General features: G+C 45.4%; 18 protein-coding genes. 6 read left to right on the plus strand and 12 right to left on the minus strand.

The genetic code is table 11. The annotated features are described in order from the left end of the window. Positions 1 to 390 precede the first annotated feature (390 nt). Complete coding sequence (locus tag SHAL_RS01020; protein WP_012275335.1) at positions 391 to 2,010, minus strand: AbgT family transporter; 1,620 nt, start codon at positions 2,008 to 2,010, stop codon at positions 391 to 393. Positions 2,011 to 2,882: 872 nt separating this feature from the next. Here SHAL_RS01020 and SHAL_RS01025 point away from each other — a divergent pair. The 3 genes from SHAL_RS01025 to SHAL_RS01035 all read left to right on the plus strand — a co-directional run bounded on the left by SHAL_RS01025 (position 2,883) and on the right by SHAL_RS01035 (position 5,269). Beyond that, a complete protein-coding gene (locus SHAL_RS01025) occupies positions 2,883 to 3,452 on the plus strand; it encodes a LemA family protein (RefSeq protein WP_012275336.1) in 570 nt (189 codons plus the stop codon). An 84-nt stretch (positions 3,453 to 3,536) separates the two neighbouring features. Then, positions 3,537 to 4,559, plus strand: a complete 1,023-nt coding sequence (locus SHAL_RS01030; protein WP_012275337.1) for a DUF3137 domain-containing protein — start codon at positions 3,537 to 3,539, stop codon at positions 4,557 to 4,559. Next, positions 4,556 to 5,269, plus strand: a complete 714-nt coding sequence (locus SHAL_RS01035) for a lytic transglycosylase domain-containing protein (protein ID WP_012275338.1) — start codon at positions 4,556 to 4,558, stop codon at positions 5,267 to 5,269. Before SHAL_RS01030 ends, SHAL_RS01035 begins: the two co-directional genes overlap by 4 nt. 8 nt (positions 5,270 to 5,277) lie before the next feature. Here SHAL_RS01035 and SHAL_RS01040 read toward each other — a convergent pair whose 3' ends face one another. After that, on the minus strand, positions 5,278 to 6,660 hold the full coding sequence (locus tag SHAL_RS01040) for an MATE family efflux transporter (protein ID WP_012275339.1): 1,383 nt from the start codon (positions 6,658 to 6,660) through the stop codon (positions 5,278 to 5,280). A 106-nt stretch (positions 6,661 to 6,766) separates the two neighbouring features. Between SHAL_RS01040 and SHAL_RS01045 the strand changes: the two genes are divergently transcribed. Together SHAL_RS01045 and SHAL_RS01050 are read left to right on the plus strand one after the other, a co-directional pair. Next, entirely contained in the window at positions 6,767 to 7,645 is an 879-nt protein-coding gene (locus SHAL_RS01045; protein WP_012275340.1) for a LysR family transcriptional regulator, read from the plus strand. Positions 7,646 to 7,838: 193 nt separating this feature from the next. After that, on the plus strand, positions 7,839 to 8,096 hold the full coding sequence (locus SHAL_RS01050; protein ID WP_012275341.1) for a hypothetical protein: 258 nt from the start codon (positions 7,839 to 7,841) through the stop codon (positions 8,094 to 8,096). A 348-nt stretch (positions 8,097 to 8,444) separates the two neighbouring features. Here the strand turns inward: SHAL_RS01050 and SHAL_RS01055 are convergent, their stop codons facing one another. The 3 genes from SHAL_RS01055 to SHAL_RS01065 all read right to left on the minus strand — a co-directional run bounded on the left by SHAL_RS01055 (position 8,445) and on the right by SHAL_RS01065 (position 13,437). Next, positions 8,445 to 9,287: a 23S rRNA (adenine(2030)-N(6))-methyltransferase RlmJ gene (locus SHAL_RS01055; protein ID WP_012275342.1), complete on the minus strand. Its 843-nt coding sequence runs from the start codon at positions 9,285 to 9,287 to the stop codon at positions 8,445 to 8,447. Positions 9,288 to 9,343: 56 nt separating this feature from the next. Further along, a complete protein-coding gene (locus SHAL_RS01060; RefSeq protein ID WP_012275343.1) occupies positions 9,344 to 10,579 on the minus strand; it encodes a winged helix-turn-helix domain-containing protein in 1,236 nt (411 codons plus the stop codon). A 563-nt stretch (positions 10,580 to 11,142) separates the two neighbouring features. Beyond that, positions 11,143 to 13,437: a multiheme c-type cytochrome gene (locus SHAL_RS01065; protein ID WP_012275344.1), complete on the minus strand. Its 2,295-nt coding sequence runs from the start codon at positions 13,435 to 13,437 to the stop codon at positions 11,143 to 11,145. 281 nt (positions 13,438 to 13,718) lie between these two features. Between SHAL_RS01065 and SHAL_RS01070 the strand changes: the two genes are divergently transcribed. After that, positions 13,719 to 14,483 carry a class I SAM-dependent methyltransferase gene (locus SHAL_RS01070; RefSeq protein ID WP_398364903.1) on the plus strand — a complete coding sequence of 255 codons (765 nt, stop codon included), beginning with the start codon at positions 13,719 to 13,721 and terminating at the stop codon, positions 14,481 to 14,483. A gap of 117 nt (positions 14,484 to 14,600) precedes the next feature. Here SHAL_RS01070 and SHAL_RS01075 read toward each other — a convergent pair whose 3' ends face one another. The 7 genes from SHAL_RS01075 to SHAL_RS01105 form a co-directional block, all read right to left on the minus strand. Further along, the gene (locus SHAL_RS01075) at positions 14,601 to 16,019 is read right to left on the minus strand and encodes a magnesium transporter (protein WP_012275346.1); all 1,419 of its coding nucleotides are present in this window, start codon (positions 16,017 to 16,019) and stop codon (positions 14,601 to 14,603) included. 319 nt (positions 16,020 to 16,338) lie between these two features. Then, complete coding sequence (locus tag SHAL_RS01080) at positions 16,339 to 17,478, minus strand: hypothetical protein (RefSeq protein WP_012275347.1); 1,140 nt, start codon at positions 17,476 to 17,478, stop codon at positions 16,339 to 16,341. 212 nt (positions 17,479 to 17,690) lie between these two features. Continuing rightward, a complete protein-coding gene (locus tag SHAL_RS01085; RefSeq protein WP_012275348.1) occupies positions 17,691 to 19,049 on the minus strand; it encodes an MFS transporter in 1,359 nt (452 codons plus the stop codon). A gap of 274 nt (positions 19,050 to 19,323) precedes the next feature. After that, positions 19,324 to 19,611, minus strand: coding sequence for a ferredoxin family protein (locus tag SHAL_RS01090; protein ID WP_012275349.1), 288 nt, complete (start codon positions 19,609 to 19,611; stop codon positions 19,324 to 19,326). After that, a complete protein-coding gene (locus tag SHAL_RS01095; protein WP_012275350.1) occupies positions 19,608 to 20,897 on the minus strand; it encodes an FAD-dependent oxidoreductase in 1,290 nt (429 codons plus the stop codon). Before SHAL_RS01095 ends, SHAL_RS01090 begins: the two co-directional genes overlap by 4 nt. Positions 20,898 to 20,988: 91 nt before the next feature. After that, the gene (locus tag SHAL_RS01100; RefSeq protein WP_012275351.1) at positions 20,989 to 21,930 is read right to left on the minus strand and encodes an FAD-binding protein; all 942 of its coding nucleotides are present in this window, start codon (positions 21,928 to 21,930) and stop codon (positions 20,989 to 20,991) included. 13 nt (positions 21,931 to 21,943) lie between these two features. Then, the gene (locus SHAL_RS01105; protein ID WP_012275352.1) at positions 21,944 to 22,717 is read right to left on the minus strand and encodes an electron transfer flavoprotein FixA; all 774 of its coding nucleotides are present in this window, start codon (positions 22,715 to 22,717) and stop codon (positions 21,944 to 21,946) included. Positions 22,718 to 22,982: the final 265 nt, after the last annotated feature.

The following is a 22,982-nucleotide window of genomic DNA, read 5'->3' on the forward strand; positions in this document are numbered from 1 at the left end:
TGCAATAGTGACGCACAGCACGGCTTTATAGAGAAAAGGTTATTAGTGATGGGCAGGCTTTGATACACAGGGCTATAAAATGGCAGTCGTAACTGCAAGTACACTGCTAGGGGATAGGACCTAGGGCGTTCGCAGGCTCACGGTTAGGACGGAACGCTTCGCGGCTAGAGCGGACTTCGTCCTGCTATACAATCAAAATCAGGCACATTGTTATCTTTTGCTTTTCTGCTTTTCCGGATTTAACCCGGCCTTATCCGGCTGTTACCTTCTTAGCTTTTCCCTAGAACCTCGCACCGAGGACCTATCTTTTAATCCTTTCCTAGAAGTGACGAAGTCGCGCTCTCGCAGGGCGAAGCCCGACCTCGTCTTAGCCTTTCCTAGAACCTTCTTTTAAGGTGTGTAATAGGTTGCAGCGCCCGGACCGACGGGTAAACCAATCACAAATACCCAGAGAAAGAAGAAACAGGTCCAACCGATAAAGAATACGATTGAATATGGCAGCATAGTGGCGACCAGCGTACCGATACCTAAGTTCTTCTTATACTGCGAGGCCACCGCCAAGATCAGACCAAAGTAACTCATCATAGGGGTGATAAGGTTAGTGACCGAGTCTCCGATTCGATAAGCCGCTTGAATGGTTTCAGGTGCATAGCCCACCAACATCAACATAGGTACGAAGATAGGTGCGGTAACCGCCCACTGCGCAGAGGCACTACCAAGCATCAAGTTGATAAAGCCACACATCATAATAAACAGCACAAATACCAGTGGTCCGGTTAAGCCCACTGCATTTAAGGCATCCGCGCCAGATACCGCTAATACAGCACCTAGGTTAGTCCACTTAAAGAAAGCCACAAACTGCGAGGCGAAGAACACCAACACAATATACATGCCCATGCTGCTCATGCTGCTAGACATGGCGTTAATCACATCAATATCGCGCTTCATGGTGCCCACAATGCGGCCATACACTAAGCCAGGAATGGCAAAGCAGATGAAGATAAAGGCCACAATGCCCTTTAAGAAAGGTGAACCTGCCACTAAGCCTGTTTCTTGGTTTCTTAATGGCGCGCCCTCAGGAATTATGGTGAGTGCTAACACTGCCGACATGACTAAAATCGTCAGTCCCGCAATCTTAAGTCCCTTCTTTTCGAGGGCACTAACACTGTCCATTTTTTGCTGGCTAAGGTCGGTTGCTGCTTCACTCACATCGTATTTACCTAGCTTAGGTTCAACGATTTTTTCGGTAACGAGTGCGCCAAGGAAGGTGATTAAGAACGTGGAGACAAACATGAAGTACCAGTTTACTTCTGGGCCAACAAGGTAGTCTGGGTCGATCATCTGCGCTGCAGCTTCGGTGATCCCCGATAGTAATGGGTCAACGGTTCCCAGTAGTAAGTTAGCGCTATATCCACCCGATACGCCAGCAAAAGCGGCTGCGAGACCGGCAAGTGGGTGACGACCTAAGGAGTGGAATATCATCGCCGCCATTGGGATTAATACCACGTAGCCTAGTTCTGATGCGGTATTCGATACGATACCAGCAAACACCAATGTGAGTGTGACTAAGCGTTTTGATGCCCCCATCACGAGTAAGCGCATAGCGGCCGACAACAGGCCTGAACGGTCGGCAATGCCGACACCAAGTAGCGCAACAAGCACAGTGCCTAGTGGCGTAAAGCCTGTGAAATTAGTCACTAGGTTCGAGACTATCATTCGTAAGCCTTCAGCGTTCATCAGGCTGACAACATGGATAAGTCCATCGCTACTGCGACCCGATGCACCCTCTGGTCTTGGGTCAACAACGGTTAATTCAAAATAGCCCGCAATGCCACTAATGACCACAACTGCAGCACAGAATAGTGCAAATAGCGTAATGGGATGAGGAAGTAAATTTCCGAGCCGTTCCACCCCGTTTAAGAAGCGGACAAACCAACCATTGGGTTTGTTACTGGGCTCTAAGGGGGCTTGGCTAGATAAAGGCAAGCTATCGCCGTCATTACTGCTCATCGTGTCTTCCTTCAATATGCTTTTCGTTTTGTTATTTTTGTTGTTCTGTGCGCTGGAGTGACAGCTAATGTGGGGCTACTTTTGTGTCAATTGTATTAAATATTTATTAAGCCTATGTAGCATGATGGGTGGTTAAAATTAATTAAACCTTAAATCGATCTATTTGTTGTTAGTGAAATAGGTCGTAATTGTTAGTGCTTGTACGGCTTTGCAGGGGGGGAAGTTGCAAAGAAGCAGAAGAGGATTAGTGAATTTCAGGCAAAAAAAAGGACTCATATAGGATGAGTCCAAAAGGGATTGATTAACCGTTTCCGTTGGGATTGGGATTACTATAGCTAAGGTAAGCTGTATCTAAGCTGAACACATTGGTGTGCAATTAACCTTGGTTGATAAAGAAAGCCACATAAATGAAAGCGTAAGCTTAAAGTTAAACAAAATTGCTGATAAATGAGGCTGATCTCTTGATTTACTCGCCAAAAACAATTGAAAGATTTTTACTTAGTTCAAAAAATCACAGGTTTAATAATGTCGTTAGTTATTGATTTTATAACTGATTAGTTTCTATCGTGAGTGGATAGTATACAACTAATGTTTTTTGCCGCTGCTTAGTAAATAAAATCGATTAAGATGAGATTAGTGTCTGTTTATTTGAAGTTTTATTCTGTTTTCTTATCAGTTCCTTGCCCCCTTGCTCAAAAAGTAACACTAAATTTTGGCGGTGAATCTATAGAGAGACTAGATTTCATTGGTTAAATAAGTAACATTATGAGTTATAAGTAAATGGCGTATCACTTTTATTTTGGTTAAAAGGCATATAGTTCAGAAGGTGAAAGTGAAGCCGTTTCAATTAAAAAAATAAATAGGAAGCCGAGATGGAAGGGATTTTGTTGGGATCAGGCTTAGTCGTGATTATTGCCTACCTTTGGTACGTGAGTTTAATAAAAAAACGTAATACGGGGCGTGAGGCGCTATCGGGCATAGACGTTCAGCTTAAGAAGCGCTCTAACCTCGTGCCCAATATTCTCAAGATTGCGCAAAAATATATGGATCATGAGAAGTCTCTGCTAACAGAGATCACCGAATTAAGAACCTTAGCCACTAAAGGTTATGATAGCGTCGATCCCGCTGCCGTAAAAACTCACCTCGAAGTATCAGAGAAGCTTAATCAAAAGATGTCACAGTTGATGGTGAGTGTCGAAAGCTATCCAGAGTTGAAGTCAGACAATACCATGCTACAAGCGATGCAGACCTATAACGAGGTTGAGGCTCAGCTGTCTGCTGCACGTCGTTTCTATAACGCTGCAGTATCAGAGCTAAATACCGCAGTAGAGATCTTCCCCGGCTCTATCATTGCATCGATAGCAAATGTGAAGGTGATGCCTTTCTATGAAGCCGATGAGGCATCAAAGGCCCCGGTAAATGCCACTGATTATCTAAGGTAATCCCTCCTTATCATTGCTGCAGCGCAGAGTTGCGCTGCGGATTCTTGTCGCTATTAAATCGCTTTGCAGCGTACAGGCAATAAAATGAATATCTTTAGCTTCCTATTTGGTGCGCCGATAAAGCCTATCCGTAACAGTAATAATTTAACTGCAGCCCCAAATGAGCTTGCAGAGTTTAAGCTGTATTACCAACAATACCTTGAACCGTTAACGAGTAAGTTTGAAAGTGCACGAGTAGCGAGTCTAAAGTCCTGTCGTCAGCGATTATATCTCTGCAGCGCCATCTATCTTGGTATCGTGGCCTTGGCATTTATGTTTACGCCTTACTTAAATATTTCAGATCCTATGATCATCTATCTTATTGGGTTAGTAGTACTGGCACTGCCGTTTGCTTGGTGGGTGTTCAATCCGATTAAGCATTATAAAGCCGATGTGAAGCAGAGAATTTACCCGCTAATTTTTAAATACTTTGGCCATGACTTTATCTTTTGCCGAGAGCATAAGATGAGTCTTGCTACACTAAAGGCGTCGAAGTTACTGCCCTATTACGATGCCGCTAATTTTGATGATTATGTGCAGGGTACATATAAGAGCATTGAGATCGCTATTAACGAACTGCATCTAACCAAGCAGGTTAAGCGCGAGAAAAATACCAATACCGTTACCGTCTTTAAAGGGGTGATGATTGAGCTCAGTAACCATAAAGATTTTCGCGGCCATACCGTGGTGGTGAAGAGTCGTGGTGGTTTGGTTAATTTCCTATCTGATTCATTTAAGGGCTTGGAGCGAGTAAAGCTTGAAGATCCAATCTTCGAGAAACAGTTTGATGTGTTCTCTACCGATCAAATAGAAGCCCGTTACCTGTTAACCGTGACTTTTATGGAGCGACTGCAGGAGCTATCGGCCAGTTTTGGCAATAAAATTCAATGTGCTTTTTACCGTAATAAGTTGTTGATCATGCTAGGCAGTAAAGACAACCGCTTCGAGATGACGTCCATCTTCAAGGCTGCGACATTTGAATATGAGTTCAGTCAGATCAATAAAGAGATGAAGCAACTATTTGCTATAGTTGATGTACTGCAACTGGAGCGAACAACCGGATTATGATGAAGCAGGGAGTGCTGATAGGTTTGCTATTAACCTCAGTGGCTGCAATCGCTGAGACGGATAAGCCTCACTTTGTCGCCAAGCCGTCGAGTAAGAGTGTACTGGGCAAAACCGTTTCTAATAATGATAAGCACAACACCTCTCCAAGCACTGGAGTGACCTTGCAGCAAGGCGAAAAGGTTTACCACTATCTGAGTGCTGATGGCGGGCTAGTGTTTAGCGATCATGCACCGCAGCAGGGGCATTATCAGGTATTGCTGTTTGATTGCTACGCCTGTAAGCCGCAGTCCAATATTAACTGGAACACCATTCCACTTTTTACCGCTCAATATCAGCAGCAGATCGCCATGGCGGCAAGAGCGTATCGGCTGGAACCCGCCCTCATTCGTGCGGTGATCCACGCAGAATCGGCTTTTAAATCGACTGCAGTATCAAAAACTGGCGCTCAAGGTTTAATGCAGCTGATGCCAGCAACCGCTGGTGAGCTAGGGGTAAGCGATGCCTTCCATCCCGAGCAAAATATCTTGGCGGGTAGCCGCTACCTGGCATTGTTACTCAAGCGCTTCGATGGCGACATCGCTCTAGCCTGCGCAGCCTATAACGCTGGGGCCTCCCGAGTAGAGCAGTATAATGGGGTGCCACCTTACCCCGAGACCCAAGCCTATGTTGAGCGAGTGCAGATATTGCTAAAGCGCTATCGTAGAACCTAGTGCCGGGTTCAGGCGGTTGCTATCACAGCCTCAGTTGTTGTCGGCCCGAATTTGCGAGCCCGCGCTTTGACATCTAACCAAACTAAAGGCACCACAATTAGACACAGAGCGATGTTGGAGATTGGCATCGCCATCCACACTCCGTCGACGCCGAAAAACTTAGGTAGAATCATCAAGAATGGCAGCTGAATAAGCATATTGCCGCAAGCGATAACCAGTGCTTTGACGCCTTGATTAGTCGCCATAAAGTACACTGAAGACAGAACAATAAAACCGTCTAGAGGCATGGCAAATAGATGCATGCGTATGCCATCGACAGCCGTTGCAATCAACTCACTATCACTGCTGTTGAACAGCTTTACCATAGTCTCAGGGATCGCATTGAGTAATAGAATCCAGCTCGTACCCGCAATGAGTGTCACCTTGATAGAAAGCTTAAGCATCTTATTTATGTTGGCGTGTTGCTCGGCGCCATAGTAATAACTCACCGGAGGCTGCAGACCCTCAGCAATTCCCTCGGAGACCAAGTAATACAGCACCATAAGGTAGCCAACAATCGCAAATGCCCCTACAGTTAACGGTGTGCCATATTCGATAAAGAGTCGATTATGCAGGGCAAAAACGAAGCTGGTATACAGGTACATAAATAGGCTCGATGAACCTAAGAGTACGATCTGCTTGGCAAAGGACGCATTGAAATAGCGAAATTTACTTGGCCAGCTGATATTGCTAATGCGCGAGCAAAAGTACACCAGCCCGAGTATACAAACCGTTAGCTGGGCGGTAATTGTCGCAATCGCGGCGCCAAGTAAGCCAAACTCGAAGACACCGATCAATAGATAATCGAGTGCAATATTAATAAAGGCGCCCAATACCATTAGACCTGTTGCGATATTGGGGCTCTCATCATTGCGGATCAGTAGTGGCAGTGCCGAGGCTATGATGGTGATAGCGGTGCCCCAGCTGAAGACGCTAATATAGTCTTGGGCCATGACTAAGGTTGTGCCTGCGCCGCCTTGAGCCTCAAGGAAGAAGGTGCTTAAGATTGATAATATTGCACTGGAGGCGACTGCTAGTGCCAACATGCTCAGCAAGCTGGTGGTCAAAATTGTCGGGGCAGCGCTAGTATCGCCCTTGCCACGTTGAATCGACAACAAGCTACCACTGCCCATACCGATCATGATGCCAAAACCCACCATAAAGTAGATAACCGGCCAGGCCATGTTGATGGCGGCTAAGCCTTCATAACCGATGTAATGGCCGATAAAGATGCCATCGACAATTTGATATAGGCCGTTAACCAGCATTGCAGCAATTGCTGGCAGGGTGTAACGCCAAAAGGTACGGCTAATGGAGTCGTTTGAGTTGTTTTCGATACTTTGGGCTAACATTTAGGTACAAAATTTGGAGAATAATGAGCGGCAAGTTACTCTGTTATTCAGATTGAATAAAGTTAGCTTCTATCTGTTTTAGATATAGGTTGGGCAGGTTAAAGGTATGAATTGGACGCTCGATGAGCTCAGTGCGTTTGTTAACTCAGTAAAACTAGGCTCTTTCTCGGCAGCGGCGAGGAAGATGGGTAAGGCGCAATCGCGGATCAGCACCGCAATCAGCAATTTAGAGGCCGGGCTCGGCTTCGAGCTTTTTGATCGTAGTGCTAAGTTGCCTGTACTTACTCCGCTAGGCGAGGAGATGTTTATCGAGGCGCAGTCAGTGCTTGCTCAGTGTCAGCGTCTTAATGCACGAGCGATGACGGTAACCTCGGGTGAAGAGGTGGTGTTAACGGTTGCGATGGATGAGGCGGTGCCGGTCAACGCATTTGAAGCTCTGTTTCAGCGGATTTCAAGCAAGTTCCCACTACTGAAACTCACCATTATTAATGGCTCCCAGGAAGATATTGCTATCTGGGTCGATGAGGGACTAGCCGATATCGGCATCATGTTTCACGCGACTTTATTACTACCTGATTCGCTTGAGTTTATGTCGATTGGCCAGTTTAAGCAGAGCCTAGTGGTCGCGCCATCACACCCTTTGGCAGCGGTTTCTGCGCCGACGCTTGAACAGTTGATGCAATATCGCCAGTTAGCAATCTGCGATAGAGCTGGGCACTCGAATACCAAGCCGCTGTCGGCAAACTATTGGTATATCGATAGTTATTACTACATCGTCGCCTTGGTTCTGCAGGGCGTTGGCTGGGCATTGGTGCCTGAGCACGTGGCAAAGTCAGAGTGGTATATCGATGATCTCGCGTCTCTGTCGACCGAATATATCACCGAGCCGTTACTGGTTGAGATGGGCGTGGTAAATCGCCGTGATAAGCAGATAGGCCCTGTGATGCACTGGCTGTTTGACGAGCTGCATTCGGTGCTTAGTTAGGGGAAAGGAAGGGCCTAGGTTCTAGGGTGGTGCTTCGCACCTGCTAGGCAGGCTTGAAGATAGGCTGATCTAAATCTTTTGCTTTTCCTAGGGCCTATAACCTCGCACCTAGGATCTGTCGTCTTAGCTCTTCCTAGAATCTAGGCTCTGGAAAGTGGTATGGTTTAATAAAGGATTAACTTATAGGAATAATATGAAACGGATTTCGGTAATATTACTGGCACTGTTGGCATTAAACAGTATGGCATGTTCGTCAACAACAGTGGCAAATGCCGGATGTGACTTTGTCAGCGGCGCGCATCGTAACGAACAGCAAAGAGAGCAGAGAGAACAAATAGGGCAGAGTTCGGTAGCATCGACGCAAGATAATAAAGATGTCGAAGTCGGGATCCTAAACGCAATTCTTGGGGTGTTTAGTCGCCAGCTTAACGATGATACAGAGTGTTTATAAGGATTAGGTTAGGAGATAGAACCTAGGTTCTATGACGTTCGCAAGCTCGTTTTTAGGACCTAGGTTCTAGGACGTTCGCAAGCTCACTGCTAGGACGCCAACAAGTTGGCTGCTAGGAAAAGCTAACAGATTAAAAGCAAAGGCCAAAGCTGACTCGTAGCGCCGGTAATCTTTTGATTATTGATTTTCCTTCTTGGCTTTTCCTAGGGCCTAGAACCTCGTACCTAGGATCTTTCTTTTTCTCGAAGTGACGAAGTCACGTCCTCGCAGGGTGAAGCCCGACCTCGTCTTAGCATTTCCTAGGACCTCGAACCTAGGTCCTAGCACCTAGGTCCTAGCACCTATCTTTTATTCAGGCACTTCCTGCTTAACAACCGTCTTGCCGCCGTTATGGCCAATACGGCGCTCTAAATAATCTAGCATCTCTTTGGCGGTAGTATCTAGCTGCCAAGGTGGATTGATGATCCACAGTCCTGCTGCAGTCATGCCAAATTCATTACTATCAGGCTTAATCGCTTGCTCGATACGCAGCTGATTTTTGATGCCGCTTTCAGCGAGTAGTTTAAGCATGCCTTCTGTTTGGTCACGATCTACAACCGGATACCACAGCATAAATACGCCAGTAGAAAAACGCTTATGCGCCTTAATAATTGCCTTGGCGACATCTTGGTAGTCGGTCTTAATTTCGTAACTTGGATCAATCAAAATCACGCCGCGACGCTCCAGTGGCGGTACTGCGGCAATCAAGCCTTTGAGGCCATCGCCCTTAATCACGCGAACATGGCGATCGCCAGTAAACTGCTCTTCTAAGGTTAGAAAATCTGTACCGTGTAGCTCGTGTAGCACCATGCGGTCTTTTTCACGCATGTTCATATCAACAAAAGCCGGAGAGCCTGGATAAAACTCCAGCTCCTCTTTACCTTGGTTAAAGTGCTTCACATCTTCGATGTACTGCTCTAATGACTCGGGTAGGTCAGTTCTTTGCCAAAGTCTGGCAACACCATCTAGGTATTCACCGGTTTTCTTTGAAAACTCATCGGTTAACGCATAGCCGCCCGCACCTGCATGGGTGTCGATATAAGCCATTGGCTTATCTTTTTTGTGCATGAGTTTGAGCACTTGCAGCAAAATAGCGTGCTTGAGAACATCGGCATAATTGCCAGCGTGGTAGCCGTGACGATAACTTAACATTGAGTTTTTAGCCTAAAGGAACAGAGACTAGATTATATAACAACTCAGGCAAGGGATCATAATTTGAGTGTCTGTCGCTGCATCCACATCATGTTCTGATTAACCATGGGTAACTGCCAAACTGCCGTGCCATCGTCTTGATAGACGCGGTAAAAACTCACCCCTGCTTGAGTTAGGTGCTGCTTTCTAAGGGCAAGATAGATAATTTGCGCGGTATCCGATAGCGCATCAGGAGAAGAGAGTGTCGTCTTGCTGACCTCGATATCGAAGCGCTCCACCTTACGCTGCTGCCACTTCTGTGTAGTGCGTTTGAACTGACCACGGATCTCGTAGCGAATAGGTGTGGTATAGCAGTCCTCATCGGTAATGCAGGCGGCAAAATAGAAGATGCCACTGTCTGGTGCTAGATCCACTAGTGAGATACGGATATCGCTGCGTACGAGGCGGTGATCATCAATAGAGAAGTACAGATCGCCATGATAGATCTGCTCCTTTAACTCTCCCTGATGTTTTCTAAGCTCAGGCAGATCCAGCTTGTTATAGGTTTTCTGCTCCATTCTAATCTTGGTGGTCAGAAAGTTAGAGAGAGCAAGCTTACTGCCATGGTCTTTTTCGCTACTGATGTTAATGAGCTGCTTACCGCTACAGATTTTATCTTGGTAATCTGGGCAGATAGCAAAGTTGTCCATTTTATCTGTGAGTAGGCCAAAACTGCTAAAGGTCTTGAAAGGGGCTCGCCAATCTAACTCGTTACCTATCTGATTGCTAAGTCTTTTATTGGCTTTAGAGGCCGAAATCGTCTCATTTTGCCTAGGAGAGAATAGCGTCATCTCGCCCTTAACTTGGCTTAACTGGCTATCTATTTGGGTTTCACTGTAAGGCGGTTGATTATGGGTAGCGTAACCATAAGCCATCAGTAATAAACAGGCGAAAACCGCAATGGAAAACAGCCCGGCAGCCTTATTTTTGGCTGTGATTTTCTTGGGCTTTTCTGTGGTTGATAAATGCAGAATATAGCCGTGGCGTGGAATGGTTTTTAGCTCGATCTCTGGATAGTTTGCTAGCTTCTTTCTCAGTACGCTGATGCATTGCTGTAAAGACGATGGGGAAACGACTCTGTCGTGCCAGCCCGCTTCGAGTAAGGCTTCGCGAGTGATAAGGGTGGCCTGATGCTTGAGCATGAGTTGCAGCACTGCGGTCTCGGCATAGCTGAGTTCAATACGTGACGAGTCTTCAGCATCAAATAGATGTTGCTGGGCCACATTTAAGCTTAACTTAGGAGTGAGCTGCACAAAAATTCTCTAACAAAATGGAAATCTAATTCAGTATATTCTTAGGTTTAAAGCGATGGAAATTTTAGCCCGTAAACTTTGAGCCACTTCCAGATTTGCATGAAGGTTGTGTTATTTAGCACGGCTAGCACACACATATTTACAGGTTTTTTATCGTAACTTCCTTGCTAGACATTGCTAATTCAGTGTTATCTACTCGCATAGGTTTAAAGCGATGGAAATTTTAGCCCGTAAACTTTGAGCCACTTCCAGATTTGCATGAAGGTTGTGTTATTTAGCACGGCTAGCACACACATATTTACAGGTTTTTTTATCGTAACTTCCTTGCTAGACATTACTAATTCAGTGTTATCTACTCGCATAGGTTTAAAGCGATGGAAATTTTAGCCCGTAAACTTTGAGCCACTTCCAGATTTGCATGAAGGTTGTGTTATTTAGCACGGCTAGCACACACATATTTACAGGTTTTTTAATCGAACGCTAAAAAAGTTGCAGCTCAACGCAGAGCGTTGAGCTGCTTGATGTGCTTGCAGGGACATCAATTACTATTTGCGGTGTTAACCTTAAAGGTTATGCACCTTCTTAAGGTTGTCTAGTGAGTGACAAACGCCGCAAGACTCTACTTGTAGCTCGTTAGCTGTCACACCGAAACGACCGCCGTTTTGCTCCATATGCGCACGCACAGCCTTGTTAATTACCATCTTACCGTCGGCATCTTCATGTTTAGCATGACACGCATAACAAGTCGCTGAGACTGGTGAGGTATAAGCATCAATCGTGATATCGGTTGCTGGGTGAACTCTTGAGTCTGGGTTGTAGTCCAGATCCAGTGCCAATGGACGACCCACAGCGGTTAGGCGCTCAACGCCGAAGGTGTCACCTTCGTGACAACGATAACAGTTAGCTTTGTCGGCTGGGAACTCGATGTTACGCACACCATTTTCACGGTCTTGAGTCGCACGTTGGTTAGTGTGAAGTGAGTGCATCCATACCTTGTGGTCTGGGTGGCTTACGGTTAGCTGCTCAACAAAGTCCCAATCACTCGCTTTAGTGTGCATCTCACGAATTGCCTGAGTCGGTGGCGTATTCGGGTTATGACAGGCTAAACAGGGGTCAACGATATCGGCAGTCGAACTTAGGAAGCCTGGCTTACCTTTGGCAACCATAGCGCGCTCTTCAAATGGACGCACATGTTCGCCGAGTTCATCGTGGTCATGGCCAGAGAAACAGGTGGTATCCGCCAGCTCTTTGTTGATCTCGGTTTTGCGGCTGTGGCAGTTACGACAGGCTAGCTCAGAGTTGTCGTTAAACTCATCGTAACCATGGCACGAGCCACAAGTTTTGTTGCTCACAATCAAAGGACGTTTAGCTTCTGGTGCTTCAGTGAGTCCATCTTTGTCGAAGAACCAACGCTTGTTAACTTCAGCATTTTTAGTATGGCCAGCCTGATCACAGCTCACTAGATTTTGCGCACTGTCGAAACAGTAAATCATACGGTTAGTGATAAATCCTGCATCACCGAGTAGATCGCCTGAGAACTGATCTTGGGTAACAACGGGACCCATAAGGTAAGTAAACACATTGCCTTCAGACTTGTGTAGTGGTGTACGCGCACGCTCACCCGCTGGAGTGATGCCATCGCTACCATCTTGAGTAATGTCTTTCTTGTTACTCTTAACGAAGATGCTGTAACCGCGGCTGGTGGTGAAGTCTACCGAGGTGCCCCAGTTGACATAAAGCTGCAGGTTTTTAATCCAGTCGGCGTCAGCTGGGTTGTTATTGGCAACGGCGATACGCTGACCTTGTCTATCAAGTAGCGCAAAGCTGATTTCTGCGAAATGCTCGCCGTTTTGCTCAACCAGCTTAGCGTCTTCTAGGCTGATGTTGACGATATTACGTTGATCTTCCTCAACCGCTTTTTCTGACTTGCTCATATGAACATCATAGGTGTTCTCTGGTGAGTGACAGGTCAAGCAGCTACCGTTATCAGGCTGAGTGCTGTGATCGTAAACAGGGTTAGTGGTCATATCGTGACAGCTAGAGCAGGTCTCACGCGTTGGTACTAGGTTCCAGTTAGTTGCTTGTAGCTCTGTTTCACTGACTTCTTTAGCGTGACAAGTCGTACAGTTGCCCAACGCTTGTGGAGTGATACCTATGTGCACGGTATGAGCTAGTACAGGCCACACCTTGCTAGCGTCTGACATGTAGTTGCTGGTATGGCAGCTGGCACAGTTTTCAATGTTGTCGCCGCCATGCTTAATCGAGGCGATATCATCGTGACAGCTTAAGCATGAGCTGCCATCTATGATGCTGCGATTGTCGCTGATCTCGCTGCCATCTAGATTGTAGTCAGTAATCACTTCGGTGGCTGGCAGGTTGTCAGTTTCCAGTACCTTAAACAGTACGCGCTGAGTAAAATCGCCGTTGTGGGCAATATCGCCAGCGACTAATGGCGCATGCAGGGTGTAGCTATAGCTACCATCCATGTTGTCGACTAAGTTACCGTCACAACCCTTTTCTGGTGAGCAGGTTTCGCTGGCAAGTTTCTGCCATTGTGAGCGCTCACCTTCAATTTGTGGCAATAGTTGGGCGGCATTGATCTTGATTGCAGCAATCTTAATGACTGGAATAGCGAGTTCGTTCTCGGCACTAAAATCGATGCTAAGGGTATTATCTGTAATCGTGGTCTTGTCGATGGTTACAGTTAACACCTCAGCCGACGTAGTAACGTTACCACCAGGCTGACCATCTTCACCGTCTTTACCATCATCGCCGGAACACGCCACCATGCTCATTGAGCAGGCCGCGACAAGCGTGGCATAGCACAGTCTTGTTTTGAATTTGTTTGCGTTCATCATCACTTATCTCTCTTTTATATCTTCTTTAAGTCGTTTGATCTGTCAACGACGCAAAAAAGTGTGCCTTAAGCGTGAAAGAGGCAACGTGAACGGATACCTATTTATAGTTATATTGAAGTTTTTTAGGCCGATTTCAGCAGCTTTGAGCTGTTTTGAGGAATTTTTAGGGGCAAAATTGCGCAAAATAAGCCTGATTTCGGTAAAACAGGCGCTCGCTGTCGATATAGTTTCTTAATCAGGAGTGGTATTATCTGCAGGTTAACACTCAAACATAGAGCCTAATCGTGACCAGCATTTTCTTTAATCGCCATTATCCAACCCTTGAATCCGCCTGCGAGCGCTGGGGGCTGGAGTTTGATGCAAACGCAGAGTTTGAATTGGTGTTTGAGAATGACATCCTGACCCTGATCAAGCGTGACGAGCCTAAGCTGAAAGGCATTTTTGTCGATTTCGTTACTGGTGCCGTGGCCCATCGGCGTAAGTTCGGCGGCGGCCGTGGTCAGTCAATTGCCAAAGCGGTTGGACTTAAACAGGGTGTAACACCGACCGTGGTCGATGGCACGGCAGGCCTCGGGCGCGATGCCTTTGTACTGGCAAGTTTAGGTTGCAAGGTGATTATGGTTGAGCGTCATCCGATTGTGGCTGCACTTTTAGAAGATGGCTTGCGCCGCGGCTATGAAGATACAGAAATAGGTGATTGGATGCGTGAGCGTATGAGCTTATTTCATGGCTCGAGCATTGACTCATTAGCCGATGCGCCTCAAGCGTCAAATACAGAAGTCGATGTAGTTTATCTCGACCCCATGTACCCACACCGTGAAAAGTCAGCGCTAGTAAAGAAAGAGATGCGGGTATTCCAATCATTAGTGGGCGCCGATCTCGATGCCGATGGCTTACTGGCTCCCGCAATGGCACTCGCCAGCAAACGCGTGGTCGTTAAGCGCCCTGATTATGCGGATGATTTAGATGGCGTAAAGCCAAGTATGGTGATTGCCACTAAGAAAAACAGATTTGATGTCTACGTAAAGGCAGCAATGACGGCTTAACATCAAAAATAGCTAGTGTTTACAGGCAGCGTCTGTCGCTGAGTAGAGAGCACCTTTTAAACAAAAGCCTAGCTGTGTTAGCTAGGCTTTATTGTATAAGCTTAGTATGGATACAGATTAGTATAGATACAGAACTGAGGCGAGGCCTAAGAAGCAGAAAAAGCCCACTACGTCGGTGACAGTGGTTAAGATAACTGAACCCGACAGTGCTGCGTCTTGGTTCATTTTCTGCAATATCATCGGCACCATGACACCTGCGATAGCGGCCACCGTCATATTAATTAAAATGGCGGCACCGATTACGGTGCCAATGATGGGATCGCCAAACCACCACCCGGCAATCAAGCCTATCACAATCGCCCATAGTACGCCGTTCAAAATGCCGATCCCCAGCTCGTTTTTCAGCAGCGACACGACGTTACCTGAGGATATCTGTCCCATCGCCATACCGCGGATCATCAAGGTGAGTGACTGGCTGCCGGCAATCCCGCCCATTGATGCGACTATTGGCATCAGTACTGCTAAAGCGACCACTTTCTCCAGCACATTTTCAAATAGGCCAATGGTGGCCGAGGCTAAAAATGCGGTAAGCAAGTTAATCCCTAGCCATACTGCGCGGCGACGGGCACCGACTGTGATAGGAGCGAATAAGTCGTCGTCTTCGTCCATACCGGCCGTTGCCATTAACTGCGACTCATAATGTTCACGCACTAGGGCGGTGGCGGTGCGCAGTGTCATGCGGCCAATCATGATGCCGCTCACATCGACAACGGCTATTTCCAGTTCATTACTGTGTTCTATGGCTTCTGCGGCTTCAATCAAACTGGAATCGGCAAGAATAGAGCGGCTGTCCTCCCAAAGCAGACTGGCTAAGGTGCTCTCAGGAGCGGCACGAAATACGTCGTGACGACGCACGCTGCCAATATATTTGTCATCATCATCGAGCAGAAATACATGGTCATTACAGTCGAGTTTGATGCGGCGAAAGAAACGTTGCGCCTGTGAAACCGTCGATGTGAGGTTTAACGCTAAGAATTGATGCTCTGCATAACGGCCAATCTCGTTTTCTGAGTATTGGTCATAGCGGTCATAATGTTCTCTTTGACGCTCGCCCATTTGTGACAGGGCGCGATCGGTCATTGCCTCGGGGAGCGTGTCACTCCACTCAATCAAGTCTTCTGGTGAGATCTGCGAAAACAGAGAGTCTAATTCGACTTCTGGCATCTCTTTCAAAATGCCATTACGTGGGTCGGCACGCATCAGGTCTAATACGCCAATGCGCTCATTAGCATCGACTTGAGACCAGCGCTCGTAACGCTCATCTAGTGGTAATGACTCCAGTAGTAAAGCCACTGTGCCAGGTTCCGCTTCTTCTAGCATGTCATTGAACAGTTCGGCTTGCTGCTCGCCTTCTGCATTGGTCAGTTGCTCCACAGATTGACTCACCTCTACCATAGCTAACTCCGGCGCTTCATATTCTGCTTCGCTTGGTTGTTGGCGGTTATCGATAGGGTGTTCATCTTTTGGCAATGACATGGTTAACTGACCTTAAGTGAGGCTTTGAAAAACTAATTTGAAAAAGTTGATTAAACTACTGACCAGCAATGCGTTTACGAGTCGTTGTTGGTATAACGCCAATAATAGCATTTTGTGCTGTTGAGGTGATATAGCTGAGAGGCTCGATTACGCAGGAGGATTTACAATTTAAGTGTGTGAAAATTTACTGAATTATCTGAAAAAAAAAGCCTTCATTGAGATGAAGGCTATAGGTGATGTGGTTAAATCAACATTTTTAAGAGTGACGAATCTAAGTTAAGCAAAAATGTGAGCCCCACCAATTAGTATCTTTTTACCATTAGAAGTAATAGGCCACACTGACATTGACACGTTTGTCCCAATCATCACCCACCTCTGGTAGACCGATATGGTCGTTGTTGGCGGTTGAGAAGGTCATGTTTTTGCCCATGATAAAGTCAATTTGGGTGTAGGTTGGGCCAGCCGAAATAGCGGCACCTAATACATTTTGCATACTGTTATCATAGCTATCGTCATCGACATCGGGTGTCATCAAGCCGAAGTCGTTGTAGAACTTAACATTACCCCAATCGGTTGGGACTGTTTTGGCGATGTTAGCACTGTAGACCTGCCCCTTAGACGCGACTTCATACTGCCAGCCAACCACAGATACTGCGATCTTGTTATCGTCAGCGCTATCGGCGGCATTAAACTCATACTGTATCGCTTGTAGTTGTAGGTTCCAGCCGTTGAACGTGCTATCTAGGTGGGCTGCGAACGCATATCTATCACCATTGTGACCAGTCTCAGAATTAAAGATCTGCCCCGCTTCAACTGAGGCGCCGAAAGTGGTTGATCCACCTTGGTACTCCATGGTGTAGCTTTGGCGTAGGTTAACTTGGTTGGTTTCTTCGTTGTGATATTCGGTACCGTTGATGGTGCCGCTATAAAGATCGGCCGCATAGCGTTTGTTTTCAGTCGGGCCATATTCGGCACCTTTATAAAACGCCATATCTGTTTGCCAGCCGTTATGCTCATAAACCGCTTTCACACCGATGTCATGGTCATCTTCAAAGCCTAAGTAGTAAGGTAAACCAAACCAGTAACTGTTTGAGATGTAGCCGATATTACCAAATGGCACCTTATTAACACCAAACTGTAGTTGCCAATCTGGGTTGAAATCGTAATAACCATAACCAAACTTAATATAGTTAGTATTGGCGGTAAAACGATAGTCTGACTTTAATCCCCAGTTGCCGTGCTTAGCGTCAAATCGAAGAGAGAGCATGTCAAAGGTTACGTCTCCAGCTTTATCCTTTGAGTTATCACTATAATCTTTATAAGCGTAATTAATGCGCACGCCGCCGTGAATATTAATACCATCTTCTTCTTGCTCTGCCGCTATAGTGTGAAAACTACTTAATGCAACCGCACTCGCAATTAGAGAAAGGTAGAAGGTTTTTCTCGTTTTCATAATCATAATATCCCAATGTATTTAAGTTTTATGTATTAAGTTTATTGTTTTGTTAGTTACTAATGGTTAGCGCCAGTGGATATGGTCGTTTTCAAATTAATATAAACTCCTATTTTGAATATTTAATATATTCTGTGGTCAATTAACCCCAGTGTTAATTGACCAAGCTTGTATTAATTCTAGGCTGTTTAATGGGGTTGGATATCATTCCTTACCCATTAAATAGCCTTGTATGTATTAGGTGCTGCAGCGGTACCTTTACATTTAAATTCCACTGAACTTGTGGTTTCTAAGCTTAAGTCTTTAGTTTCTGGAGCCATAAATACTGAAACAATTAATCCGAGTAAGGAGATACCTGCACCGACTAATAAGGCGGCAGAAATGCCATAAGTAGTCATGAAAATAGGCAGAGCATAGGTTGATACAATGGTACCTATGCGACTAAATGACATTACGGCACCAATCGCCGAGGCTCTAATATCAGTTGGGAACAGTTCATTGGGGTAGAGCCATTGTAAAATCCCTGGCCCGCCAGAGAAGAAAGCATAAGTAGCAAAAGCACAAATAATGAGCCAGATACTCGGGTCCGGTACTATGCCTAATAGTGCTAAGGAGGCGGTCATTATGCCAAAGCTGCCTATAAGGAGTGGCCGTCGACCAATTGAGTTGAGCCAGTACATTGCGGGGATACAGCCAGCCATAAAGAACAAGCTAATCACAATGTTTCCGAGTGCGGCATCTTTTCCATCAGAGAAGCCTAACAGCTCAATGATTTGCGGACCGAACGTATAAATGGCAAACATAGGTATAACTTGGCAAGTCCAAATAATACCGATAAATAAAATTCTTTTTAAGTAAACAGGTTCAAAAAGTTTGCCATATTTAGTCGGTTCTGCCGATTCAAAACTGATCTCTACATCGGGACCAAAGAACTTTTCCATGGTCTCTTTACATTCTTTCACGCGACCTTTTTTGAGTAACCAACGTGGTGACTCTGGTAGGTGGAAGCGACCAAATAGAATGATAAAACATGGAATTAACGCACTTCCGAACATCCAGCGCCAACCATCTTCAACATCATATAATAGATAACCGACCATGTTGGCCGCCGTTGCTCCGACGTACCACATTGCAGCAATGAAGCCCATGGTGAAGGCGCGCTTTTTAGTGGGAGAGAACTCTGCAACCATAGAGGTCGCGATGGGGTAATCGGCTCCGATAACGATACCGATTAAGAAACGTAAAATTACTAACTCAATAGGGGAGGAGATAAACATGGTCGCAAATGAGAGCACTGCAATTGCAATAATATCGATCATAAACATGAGTTTACGACCGAAGATATCTGCCACGTAACCGAATAAGGCGGTACCGATAAATAGACCGGCTAGTGTTGCCGCACCGACTAAACCGATCCACTGGGCATCGAGTTCGAGCGCTGGAGTGAGCTGTTGAAGTGCTAGACCGATGATTACCAAAACATAGCCATCTAAGAAAGGGCCTCCACTTCCCCACAACATTATTTTTCTGTGTAATGGAGTAAACTCCATATCATCGAAGTTTGTTCTTGGTTTCATGCTACTTACCACCAATATAAATTTAAATATAAAGCTATATGATTGTTGTAATTATTTTTATGGAGTTAATTCTCCATTTGGCTATTTCATAACCTAATGTAAAATACTACCCTGTAAAAATATTAAAACGGTGATGCGACCAATGTTTTACTATGTTTCTTATTAAAGCTTCTATATTTGTGAAGTTACAACGTTTTACTTTTTTTTAGATGCGACAAAGAGTTGGAATAATGATTCCAACTCTGTTTTATAATTTGTTTTGTTAGTCGTTTACTTAACCGTAACGGTATTCAATTCCAAATGTTCCGCGAGGATATTCCCATTTTTCTAAAATTGTTTCACCACATAAGAATTTACATGTACCGCATTCTAAACAACCCGCAGAGTCGAATCTAATACTGCTATCATCTTCCAGTTTATAAAGACCAGCAGGGCAGGCATTAACTAATTTTCGATATTCGTTCATATCTGGATTGTCTTTTAAGATAACATGAGGATGGCCCTCATCGACATGAAACTTATTGACGCCTAATTTGACATCGACGTTAACTATTTCACTCATATTGAAGTCACTCCTTTAATTCCATCTTTGATCAGATTCATATAGCCCACTTCTTTACAGTGCTTCATGAGGGTTTTTCTTATTGGTTGTGATGGAGTGCCATCAACGGTGAACATGCTTTGCATTATGTCGGCCACCATCTTTGGGTACTGGTTAAAGATGCGTGGTGTTTCCATAAAGGCTGGTAGATCTTTATATAGCTTAAGATCTTTCATAATGAAGCTGTCTTCTAATAATGTTTGGTAAGAAGAGAGACCTTCGGCACTAAAGTCATTCTTTTCTCGTGCGGCTAATACTGCTTTTGCCGCGGCCTCGCCAGAAGCGATAGCCAAGTCCATACCACGTACGGTATAGCCTAAGTTTAAACAGAACCCAGCAGCATCGCCTGCGATCAGTACGCCGTCATCGACTAGCTTAGGCACCATGTTAATACCCGCTTCTGGGACCACATGACCTGAATACTCGAGTAGCTTTCCACCCTCAATCAGTGGCTTAATCATTGCGTGATTTTTAAAGTCTTCGAGCATTTGCGGCACAGTTTTACTAGAGCTACCTATGTCATGCAATCCACAAACGATACCCAATGAAACAGAGTTCTTGTTGGTATAGATAAAGCCGCCACCCATTAGGCCATTGGCTGGTGAACCGGCAAATAACCAAGCGCAACCTTCATCCTTGCTGACGTTGAAGCGATCTTGGATCACTTCTTGAGGTAGTTCGATAAGCTCTTTAGCCCCAACTGCCATCACATCGCCTTTGACTCTCTTAACCATACCTAGCTGTTCACCCAGTATTGGGTTAACGCCTTCGGCTAAAATAACCGACTTGGCGGTAAGTTCGTCGCCATCGGCCTTTACGCCAATGACCTTACCATCTTGAGTTAAGATCTCTTCAACACGAATACCAGTAATGAATTGTGCACCAACCTCTTCGGCCTTGCCCATTAACCACTGATCAAAATCGCCTCTTAACAGGGTGTAAGATTCTTGAGTTGAGTTTTGCTCTCGGCCGTTATGGTAGTCGAGAGTGACGCCAGTATCATCGGTCAGAAAGGTCACTTTCTCTTTAGTGACTTTTCTTTCTATTGGCGCTTCTTTAGCAAAACCAGGAATGATTTTTTCTAGACTATGGGCGTACAGGCGACCACCAGTCATATTTTTGCTGCCGGCAAAGTTTCCGCGCTCGATTACGAGAACGTCCGCTCCCTCTTTGGCAAGAACATAGGCAGCAACACATCCCGCTAGCCCAGCTCCTACAATAATAGCGTCAAATGATTCTTCTGACATACTCGTCACTCTCTACATAAATTTGGCTATTCGCCTCTTGTCTCTACTAGGATAAGAGGCGATTGAAAGAACAATAAAAATTGTGCTTTGATTAGGCTTTTAAGGCGCTGATTAGTGCAGGCATGATCTTGTTGACGTCGCCGACAATGCCGTAATCAACGTATTGGAAAATAGGCGCATTTTTATCTTTGTTTACGGCAAAGATTGTTTGTGAACCTAAAGCACCTACCATGTGTTGAATTTGGCCTGAGATACCCAGTGCGAAGTATATTTCTGGCTTTAACATCACGCCTGAAACACCGATATAGCGCTCACGTTCCATCCATTTCTCGGTTTCAGCGATAGGACGTGAGCAACCTAGCTCGGCACCCATCAGTGCACTAAGTTCTGCCGCAACCTGTAGGTTTTCCTGGCTGCCAATACCGTTACCGACACCGACAACACGCTTAGCTTTGCCTAGGTTTACACTCTCGCCTTGTTTAGCACGGCGCTCTACGCACTTGATAGTTGATGCAGGCTCTACAAATGCCACACTAACGGCTTCACCAGTGCGAGCGGTATCTGCAGCTTGCACTTCATATGCACCGCTGCTGAGGGTGATAATGGCTACTGGGCTATTGATTTTCTCTTCTGCGATAGCCAAACCACCGTAGGCCATATGCTTAGCGCGGATACCGTCTTCAATGCTGATCTCAATAACATCGTTAACGACACCTGCTTGTAGCTGCACACCTAGCTTACTTGCCAGTGCTTTACCACGCTTAGTGGGTGCAAGTAGCATTAGTGTGTTTTCTGCTGCAGCTGAAATAGTCTGCGCCATGGTGTGACTGTAATCTTCGGTGATCTTCTGGCTGTCTTTGTCGCCAAGATAGTACACATGGGTTGCACCATATGAGAATGCTGCATTGATATCGGCTTCAGTACCGATTACAAATGTTGATACTTTTTCGCCTAACGCTACGCCAGCCGCGATCATTTCAGGTAAACGGGAAGCGATATCGCTAAATACCCAAATATTAGATAGTTTGCTCATCATTTATCCTTAATTAGTTAAGTGCGTTACGTAAGTGTTCTGCGAATTGGGCGATCTGCTGCTCGTCATCACCTTCGATAACGATCTTCTGACGTGCTTTTTGCTCAGGCGCGATAACTGAAACTAGCTCAACCAGTGCAGGGAACTCTGTTAGCTCGAGCTCTGTCGCGCTTAAGCTGGTGACAGGCTTTTTCGCGGCGGCGAGAATGGTTTTCATCGATGGAATGCTTGGCTCGTTAATGTCTGCAGAAACGGAGATAACAGCCGGTAGAGTAATTTCTAGGACTTCTACTTCATTGTCTAACGCTCTTTCTACGGTAAGTTTTCCAGGTTCTGCTGAGATGATCTTGCTTACAGCATTGATATTCGCAACACCGAGTAGCTCACCTAACTGTAAGCCAACTTGCTGAGCGTAAAGGTCGCCAGAACCGTCACCACAGATAATTAGGTCGAAACCACTTTTTTGAGCCGCCGCCATTAATACTCTGGCAGTCTGGTGTGGTAGCAGTTGTTCAAATTTTTCATCAATAACGACGGTTAAGTCATCTGGTCCACGGGAAAGAATATCTTTGCGTGCTTTAGGGTTTTCTAGTGCTTTGCCGCCAACACTCATTGCAGTAATGCTGCATCCTTCGATTAAGCTTTTTAGTTGAACACCCGCTTCAACAGCACAGAGATCGAATGGGTTAATTTTAGGTGCGGCCTTGTTAGTATCTAAGCTACCATCGGCAGCTACTGTGATATCTTGCTCTTCAGGCACTAATTTGTAACACGTAATAATTTTCATTATTTCTCCCGTTAGAATATCAAGTATTTATAAACCTAATATAAAGATGTACTTTTTATGCATCACTTACTTAACGTAGTTGTTTTAAACTTAACGTCTACCCAGTGGTACGAGTAAAGTAATTAGATTTAAACTTACTGTTTTATATAAAAGCTTTGTTTGTTGAATACATTTTTAATATCTAGTCTTAAACGTTTTATTTCTGTTTAACGTTCTAAGTTGAAGCAATTATAGGACTATAAATAAATCGGCTAATGTTATGTGT

Origin of the sequence: Shewanella halifaxensis HAW-EB4 (genome assembly GCF_000019185.1) — a bacterium.
GTDB lineage: Bacteria > Pseudomonadota > Gammaproteobacteria > Enterobacterales > Shewanellaceae > Shewanella > Shewanella halifaxensis.